Below are 7362 nucleotides of genomic sequence, written 5' to 3'. Positions count from 1 at the left end.
GGTGCGCAGGCGCGGGGACAGCCGGCGCAGCTGGGCGCGCAGGGCTTCGCGCAGCACGGCCTCCTCGCGCTCCGCGAGCGCGACGCGGCGGCGGAAGAGGTTGAGGTCGCCCTCCAGCGCGCGCACGCGGCGGCGGGAGAAGGCGGCCATGTCCTCCATCAGCTCCATGCCTTCCAGCACGGAGAGCTTCTTCGCCTCCACCAGCGCGAGCGTGGCGCGCTGCGCGGCCAGCTTCTCACGGATGGCCGCGCGCTCCGCCTCCTCGTCCTGCTGGGCGAACGCGGCGGTCGCGCCCAGGAGCACCATGAGCCAGACCAGCCGTCTCATACGCGCAGGAAGCGCCCCACCGCGACGAAGCTGCCGCCCAGGCCCAGCGCGCAGCCGGCCACCAGCAGCTCCAGCGCGGTGCGCGGCTCCACCCACGGCGCGGCCACGCCCGGTCCCAGGAGGAACGCGAACAGCGACCCCAGCGTGGGCCCCAGCAGCCGGCCGAACAGCCACAGCCCGCCCACCGCCACCAGCGCGCCCAGCAGGCCCTGCAGCAGCCCCTCCAGGAGGAACGGCGCCTTCACGAAGCGGTCCGTGGCGCCCACCAGCTTCTGGATTTCAATCTCCTCGCGCCGCGAATAGATGGCCAGTTGCAGCGTCGCCGCCACGATGACGATGGTCGTCCCCAGCACCACCACCAGCGCCACCAGCGCCCCGAAGCTCAGCGCCCGGGCGATGGCGGACAGCCGCTCCACCGCGGCCTCGCCGTAGTCCACGCCGGTGACGCCGGGCAGCGCGCGCAGCTCCTTCGCCAGGGCCTTGAGGGCTTCGGGAGACCTCCGCGCCTCCGGCACGCGCAGCTCCAGCGTCGCGGGCAGCGGGTTCTCCGGCAGCTCCGACAGCGCCTCGCCCAGGTCGCCCAGCTCGTGCTTGAGCCGCTTCAGCGCCGCTTCCGGCGGCACCACCGTCACCTCGCCGTGGCTCAGCTCCACCACGCGCGTGTGGACGCCGTGCACCTCGTCCTCGCCCAGCTGCGGCGCCAGGTAGAGCGTCACCTCCACCTCGCCGCCCAGCGACGCGAGCAGGTTGTCCACCACGTGCGACGCGCCCCGCGCCAGCCCCGCCGCGAACAGCGCGATGGCGATGGTGGACACCGCGATGAAGTGCACGAAGGGCGCGTGCCTCAGCCCCCCGGCCGCCGAGCGCCAGAAGTAGGCCGCCTTCGACAGCACGCTCATACCAGCATCCGCCGCGCCGCCTTGACGCCGTCCTCGTCGGAGACGATGAGCCCGCGCTCCAGGCGCACCGTGCGCTTCTGGTAGCGCGACAGGAGCGTGGCGTCGTGCGTGGCCACCAGCACCGTGGTGCCCCGGATGTTGATGTCCGTGAGCAGGTCCATGATCTCCACCGTGAGCGCCGGGTCCAGGTTGCCCGTGGGCTCGTCCGCCAGGAGGATGGTGGGGTCGTTCACGAGCGCGCGCGCGATAACCACGCGCTGCTGCTCTCCACCCGACAGCCGCAGGGGCAGCGAGTTCGCCTTGTGCTCCAGGCCCACGAGCTTGAGCATCCGGTGCACCTTCTCGCGGCCCTCCGCGCGGGGCACCCCCAGCACGTCCAGCGTGAAGCCCACGTTGTCCGCGACGCTGCGGTGGGGCAGCAGCTTGAAGTCCTGGAACACCACGCCGATGTTGCGGCGCAGGTACGGCACCGCGGACTCGCGGATGCGCGCGATGTTCTTGCCGCCCACCAATATCTGCCCCTTGGTGGCCTTCTCCCCGCAGAAGATGAGCTTGAGCAGCGTCGTCTTCCCCGCGCCGGACGGCCCGGTGAGGAAGACGAACTCGCCCTTCTCCACGTTCAGGTTGATGTCCTGCAACACCGGCGGATCGCCGGGATACGCCTTGTAGACGTGGAAGAACTGGATCATGACCGGAAGCGAGGGGCTTCCGGTGAGCGTACCACGCCCCCAGGGCCCGCCCAGGAACGGGCCGGGCGCATGCGGGAGGGCGGCCGCCGGGCGGCGACTACGAGGGCTCGCCCTCGCTCGCCAGGTAGCTGAGGATGACCTCGTCCAGGCTCTTCTCGGAGATGAGGTCCTCTCCGAAGAGCGTCTCCACGCCCACCTCGTTGATGCGCGGCTTCTCCTTGAGGGCGCGCGCGGCGGCCACTTCCGGAGGGAGGTGCGGGGCGGCGGCCACGGCGGGAGGAGGCGGCGGCGTGGGCGGACGCGGCTGCTGCACGGGCGCCTGCGGCAGCTTCGGCTGCGCGGCCATCTCCGCGTCCGTGGCGAGCTGGCCGGGCTGGTACGAACGGACCGTGGACTCGTAGTTGTCGTACACGCCGTTGATGAGGTTGCGCAGCATCTCCTTGTGCTGCTCCTCCATCAACTCGCGCACGACCTCCGCCAGGTTCTCCGCGTTGAGGATGTCCGCGTAGGACGTCTTCTTGGACGCGAGGATGTTCCCGCCCACGAACAGGTGGGTGATGATGTGGGGGTTGTTGACGCCCGAGTCCTCGGTCTGGACGTGGTAGACCTTCCCCTTGTGCTTGATGTTGTGATTGAAGCCGGTGACGGCTTTTTCGAAGGTTTTCGCCATTGCCGAGGTCGGGCACCGTAGCAGCGGGGTCCGGGCTTCACAAGGCAAGCGTCACGCGCCCCGCACCTCTTTCCGCGTGCCTGCCCGCTTCCGGCGGTGTGCGTCCGCCACCTTCCGCACACCCGCGGTGTACGGATCCGCACGGGCATACCAGCCTGGCGGGCATGGGGGGCTCTGTTGAAAAGCCGAAACAGGCTGGGGTACGTAAACCGTTCTGACGATCGCGCCGTCAGTCCCTCCATCCCTTGCCGCGGGCGGAACACCACCGATGAAGAAGCCGGACACCATCGCGGACAAGGTCCGCCTGCAGGACGCCCAGACGCTCGCGCAGGGGTACTCGCCCGCCATCCGCGCCATGGAGATCGCCTCCATCATCGCGTTCGTGGGGCTGGAGGCCGCGCTCGTCTACAAGCTCTGGAGCACCCACCACACCGGGCCGTGGCTTCTGACCCTGGCGGTGGTGCTGGGCTACCTGGCCGCGGACTTCGTGTCCGGCCTGGTCCACTGGATGGGTGACACGTGGGGCTCCACGGAGATGCCCGTCCTGGGCAAGGCCTTCATCCGCCCCTTCCGCGAGCACCACGTCGACGAGAAGGCCATCACCCGCCACGACTTCGTGGAGACCAACGGCAACAACTGCCTCGTGTCGCTGCCGGTGGCGGCGCTCGCGGTGGCGGTGCCCCTCAACGGCCCCGGCTGGGTGTTCCTGGCCGCGTTCCTGGGCGCGATGATCTTCTGGGTGATGGCGACCAACCAGTTCCACAAGTGGTCGCACCTGGATGAGCCGCCCGCGCTCATCGGCTTCCTGCAGCGCGTGCACCTCATCCTGCCGCCGGACCACCACCGCGTGCACCACACCGCGCCCTTCAACCAGTACTACTGCATCACCGTGGGCTGGATGAACCTGCCGCTGCGGATGATCCACTTCTTCCCGCTGATGGAGCGGCTCATCACCTGGGCCACCGGCCAGCTGCCGCGCCAGGACGACATCGGCACGGAGGCCGCCAAGGCGCTCGTCGCCGTGGACGACGCCCAGCAGCTGCCCGTGCTCCAGGCGGCCAAGGAGCTGCTCAAGGCCTCCGCCGAGGAGCCCGCCCCCTCCGTGTCCACCCGCCCCGTCCCGTAGGGACCGGGGCCGGGAGGCCGGCTAGAAGCGCAGGTCCACCTGCTCCGCGGAAGGGATGGGGCGCCCCAGGAAGCGGGCCCCCACCTCCACGAAGCGCTCCGGCACGTCGGTGACGAAGAAGGCGTGCTCCGGCGCGCCCCCGGGCTCCGGAGCCGGCGGCGCCAGCAGCCCCTTCTGCCCCAAGAGCTCCGCCACCGCCTCCGCCGTGGCCTCCGCCGAGTCCACCAGCGACACGTGCGGCCCCACGACCTCCGCGATGACGCCCTTGAGCAGCGGGTAGTGGGTGCAGCCCAGCACCAGCGTGTCCACCCCGTCGCGCGCGAAGCCGGCCAGGTACTCGCGGGCCACGAGCAGCGGCACGTCGCCGGTGGTCCACCCCTCCTCCGCCAGGGGCACGAAGAGCGGGCACGCCGTGGCCTTCACCGCGACCTTCGGGTTGCCCGCCTCCAGCGCCCGCTGGTACGCGCCGGAGCGCACGGTGCCCGGCGTCCCGATGACGCCCACGCCGCCGCCCCGGGTGCGCTGGAGCGCCGTGCGGGCCCCGGGCTCAATCACGCCCAGCACCGGCACCGGCAGCGCGGCCTGGAGGGCGGGCAGCGCCGCGGCGGAGGCGGTGTTGCACGCCACCACCAGCAGCTTGATGCCGCGCTCCAGGAGGAACTCCGCGTTCTTCAGCGAGTAGCGCGTCACCACCTCGCCGGACTTCGTGCCGTAGGGCACCCGGGCGGTGTCCCCCAGGTAGAGCGTGCGCTCGTGGGGGAGCCGCGCCATGAGCGCCTTGAGGACCGTGAGCCCTCCGATGCCGGAGTCGAACACGCCGATGGGACCGTGGCTGTCTTGCCGCATGGGGGGTGTCCCTATCACGTTTGATGCCAACGCCCCCTGTCGGCCTCCGGCCCCCGGAACGCACGAAGGGCCGGAAGCCTGGATGGCCTCCGACCCTTCTGGTGCCGCCCGGTGCCGCTGGGAGCGCGGCCTACTGCACGCGGTACATGGGGGCGTAGACCGCGTCGTTCACGCCCGGGAAGTCATGGGCGTAGACCCGGATGGGAGCCAGGTCGCCGCGCGAGGAGTAGGCGCGGCCGCCCGTGCCCGAGGCCTTGAAGGAGACGAAGTACTCGCCGGGGCGGAGGAACTCGAAGATGGCCGGGGACTCGTTGCAGGCGAACCACTGACCCTCATCGCCGTAGACCCACTCGCCGGTGTGGATGTCCTGGAAGTTGAGGCCCACCTCGCTCACGCCGGCCTGGGCGCAGCTGAGCGACACGTCCCCTTCGTAGAGCCTCCAGCCCACCGCGGCCCCGCCGATGATCCACGTGTTCGCCGTGATGGAGGCCGGGATGCCGACCTGCGAGGTGAAGCCGCCGCCGTAGTAGTAGACGGGGTTCTCGAACGCGTCGACGGCGACGACCTCCAGGTAGTGCTGGCCGGGCTGCAGCTCCGGCGTCTCCACCGAGCGGCCCTCGCTGCCCTCCTTGCAGTTGAAGCGCGCCCACGCGCCGTCATCCACCCGGGCGTCCACGTAGGCGACCCCCGCCTGCGCGCAGGTGGGATAGCCCGTGCCCGCCTCCGTCGGGAACAGCCAGTTCACGTAGGCGTAGGACGTGGCGCCCGTGCGGCCCGTGGGGAAGTTGATGGGCACGGCCACGTTGCCGTCCACCGTGAAGCTGCCGTGGTACGAGTAGACAGCGACACCGTCGTAGTCCACCGCTTCCGCGTCGAAGGAGTACGTGCCGGGCGCGAAGTCGTGCAGCACGATGCCGTCGAAGCCGTTGGCCGAGCAGGGATACTTACCGTCGTTCTCCAGGATCTCGCCGCCGATGTAGATGTCCACGCCCTGGATGTCCCGCATCTGGCCGCAGGTGGCGCCATCGAAGCTCCACGACATCCGGACGTCGCCGGGGTAGCGCGGGTGGTTGCTTTCGACGATGCAGCCGGTGAGGCCAGAGGAGAAGCAGAGGAATGCGGCGAGCGTTCTCGCGTTCATGGTGGGCATCCGTGGTTCGGGAAGGTTGAGGTCGTCGGCCCGGAACAACCCTCCAGACGACCGACCCCGGGAATTATTCAGTGCCGTCCAAAGCAACCGGGCAGCGACGGCGGGTTTGACCCACCCGAGGACGGGATGTTACGCGCTGGACCCCATGATACCCCACCTGCCACTGGCCTTTGGCGCCATGAACTACGTGGAGATCATCCGCGACGCGTCGTTCATCGAGCTCGCGGTGCTCCTGCTCCTCATGGCCGTCTCGGTCGCCTCCTGGGCGCTCATCGCCATGAAGGCCACCCAGCTGTCGCGCGCCCGCGCGCAGTCGCTCACCTTTCTCGACACCTTCTGGAAGGCGTCCCGGCTGGAGGCCATCTACCAGTCCGCCCAGAAGCTGGAGGGCTCGCCGCTGTCGAAGGTGTTCTGCGCGGGCTACGAGGAGCTGAGCAAGCTGGCGCAGACGGGCACCCAGGACGGCGGCGCCGAGGCCGCGATGAGCGCCAAGCTGGGCGGCATTGAAAACGTGGAGCGCGCGCTCAACCGCGCGGCCACGGCGCAGATCACCGAGCTGGAGAACCGCGTGTCCTTCCTGGGCACGGTGGGCGCCGCGTCGCCGTTCGTGGGCCTGTTCGGCACGGTGATTGGCATCCTGGGCGCGTTCAACAACATCGCCGAGCAGGGCAACGCGACGCTGGCCACGGTGGCCGCGCCGGTGGGCAACGCGCTCTTCGCCACGGCGGCGGGGCTGTTCGCGGCCATCCCGGCGGTGGTCGCGTACAACTCGTTCGTCAGCCGCATCAAGGTCTTCGACACGGAGATGTCCAACTTCTCCGCGGACTTCCTCAACATCATCAAGCGGCACTTCTTCCGCTAGGAGACCCGTCACATGGGCATGGGCGGAGGCAAGGGCGGCGGTGGCCGCACCACCATGAGCGAGATCAACGTCACGCCCATGGTGGACGTGATGCTGGTGCTGCTCATCATCTTCATGGTGACGGCGCCCCTCATCCAGCAGGGCGTGAAGGTGAACCTGCCGGAGACCAAGGCGGCCCCGGTGGAGGCGACGGAGAAGAAGGTCGTCCTCTCCATCGACGCGGGGCGCAAGGTCTACATCGGGGACGCGGAGGTGGCGCTGGAGGAGCTGGAGACGAAGCTCGCCGCCAACGCGAAGGCGCAGGCGGACAAGGAGGTGTACCTCCACGCGGACCGGGACGTGCCGTACGGCGTGGTGGTGGAGGTGATGGCCGCGGCCCAGCGCGCGGGCATCTCCAACGTGGGGATGATCACGGAACCGGCCACGGGCTCCAAGGCGTCCAACTCCGGCAAGGCCCCCGCGTCCAGCGGCAAGGGCAAGCCCAAGGAGGCGAAGCGCTAGCCCATGAGCTCCGCGGTGACCCACAGCCTGCTGGTGACACGGCCCACGCGGCTGTCCCGCTTCCTCGTCGTCTCCGTCGTCGGGCACGTGGCGGTGCTCGCGGCGGCGCTGCTGTACGCGCGCTTCACGTCCGCGCCGAAGCTGGACCTGGACCAGAAGCCCATCAACGCGTCGCTGGTGCGCCTGGGCAAGCCGCGCGACCCCAAGCTGCTGCCGCGCAAGGAGGTGGCGCAGCCGGCCGCCAAGGAGGTCGTGGCGAAGCCCACGCCCACGCCGCCCGCGGACACGCCCG

General features: G+C 70.1%; 8 protein-coding genes and 2 pseudogenes. 4 read left to right on the top strand and 6 right to left on the bottom strand.

Annotation, left to right across the window (positions count from 1 at the left end; translation table 11 throughout):
• From ACLEQD_RS32815 to ACLEQD_RS32800, 4 genes and pseudogenes are all read right to left on the bottom strand, one after another.
• Positions 1-327 (bottom strand): annotated as a pseudogene (locus ACLEQD_RS32815) (peptidase M23); the annotation flags it as partial.
• On the bottom strand, positions 324-1226 hold the full coding sequence (locus ACLEQD_RS32810) for a cell division protein FtsX (RefSeq protein ID WP_410389433.1): 903 nt from the start codon (positions 1224-1226) through the stop codon (positions 324-326). The gene ACLEQD_RS32810 and the pseudogene ACLEQD_RS32815, both read right to left, overlap by 4 nt.
• Entirely contained in the window at positions 1223-1915 is a 693-nt protein-coding gene (gene ftsE / locus ACLEQD_RS32805) for a cell division ATP-binding protein FtsE (RefSeq protein ID WP_410389431.1), read from the bottom strand. Before ftsE ends, ACLEQD_RS32810 begins: the two co-directional genes overlap by 4 nt.
• Positions 1916-2012: 97 nt before the next feature.
• Positions 2013-2585 carry a hypothetical protein gene (locus ACLEQD_RS32800; RefSeq protein ID WP_171418752.1) on the bottom strand — a complete coding sequence of 191 codons (573 nt, stop codon included), beginning with the start codon at positions 2583-2585 and terminating at the stop codon, positions 2013-2015.
• Positions 2586-2853: 268 nt separating this feature from the next.
• Here ACLEQD_RS32800 and carF point away from each other — a divergent pair, with 268 nt between their 5' ends.
• Positions 2854-3711, top strand: a complete 858-nt coding sequence (gene carF, locus ACLEQD_RS32795) for a plasmanylethanolamine desaturase (protein WP_410389429.1) — start codon at positions 2854-2856, stop codon at positions 3709-3711.
• A gap of 21 nt (positions 3712-3732) precedes the next feature.
• Here the strand turns inward: carF and murI are convergent, their stop codons facing one another.
• Entirely contained in the window at positions 3733-4557 is an 825-nt protein-coding gene (gene murI, locus ACLEQD_RS32790) for a glutamate racemase (RefSeq protein WP_410389427.1), read from the bottom strand.
• 130 nt (positions 4558-4687) lie between these two features.
• The gene (locus ACLEQD_RS32785; RefSeq protein WP_410389425.1) at positions 4688-5698 is read right to left on the bottom strand and encodes a hypothetical protein; all 1011 of its coding nucleotides are present in this window, start codon (positions 5696-5698) and stop codon (positions 4688-4690) included.
• Between the two features lie 154 nt (positions 5699-5852).
• Here ACLEQD_RS32785 and ACLEQD_RS32780 point away from each other — a divergent pair, with 154 nt between their 5' ends.
• The 3 genes and pseudogenes from ACLEQD_RS32780 to ACLEQD_RS32770 form a co-directional block, all read left to right on the top strand.
• Entirely contained in the window at positions 5853-6569 is a 717-nt protein-coding gene (locus ACLEQD_RS32780; RefSeq protein ID WP_120527931.1) for a MotA/TolQ/ExbB proton channel family protein, read from the top strand.
• 12 nt (positions 6570-6581) lie between these two features.
• Positions 6582-7070 carry a protein TolR gene (gene tolR / locus ACLEQD_RS32775; RefSeq protein WP_120527930.1) on the top strand — a complete coding sequence of 163 codons (489 nt, stop codon included), beginning with the start codon at positions 6582-6584 and terminating at the stop codon, positions 7068-7070.
• 3 nt (positions 7071-7073) lie between these two features.
• A pseudogene (locus ACLEQD_RS32770) lies at positions 7074-7362 on the top strand (energy transducer TonB); the annotation flags it as partial.

The organism is Corallococcus sp. 4LFB, assembly GCF_046520365.1.
Taxonomy (GTDB): domain Bacteria; phylum Myxococcota; class Myxococcia; order Myxococcales; family Myxococcaceae; genus Corallococcus; species Corallococcus caeni.
The sequence above is the reverse complement of the archived record's forward strand: the minus strand, read 5'-3'. Positions and strand labels throughout refer to the sequence as shown.

What these genes read in the sequence shown, in the direction of transcription:
- ACLEQD_RS32780 (WP_120527931.1), top strand. Translation starts at nt 5,853, where the DNA reads ATGATACCCCACCTGCCACTGGCCTTTGGCGCCATGAACTACGTGGAG.
- ftsE (WP_410389431.1), bottom strand. Translation starts at nt 1,915, where the DNA reads ATGATCCAGTTCTTCCACGTCTACAAGGCGTATCCCGGCGATCCGCCG.
- ACLEQD_RS32810 (WP_410389433.1), bottom strand. Translation starts at nt 1,226, where the DNA reads ATGAGCGTGCTGTCGAAGGCGGCCTACTTCTGGCGCTCGGCGGCCGGG.
- carF (WP_410389429.1), top strand. Translation starts at nt 2,854, where the DNA reads ATGAAGAAGCCGGACACCATCGCGGACAAGGTCCGCCTGCAGGACGCC.
- murI (WP_410389427.1), bottom strand. Translation starts at nt 4,557, where the DNA reads ATGCGGCAAGACAGCCACGGTCCCATCGGCGTGTTCGACTCCGGCATC.
- ACLEQD_RS32800 (WP_171418752.1), bottom strand. Translation starts at nt 2,585, where the DNA reads ATGGCGAAAACCTTCGAAAAAGCCGTCACCGGCTTCAATCACAACATC.
- tolR (WP_120527930.1), top strand. Translation starts at nt 6,582, where the DNA reads ATGGGCATGGGCGGAGGCAAGGGCGGCGGTGGCCGCACCACCATGAGC.
- ACLEQD_RS32785 (WP_410389425.1), bottom strand. Translation starts at nt 5,698, where the DNA reads ATGAACGCGAGAACGCTCGCCGCATTCCTCTGCTTCTCCTCTGGCCTC.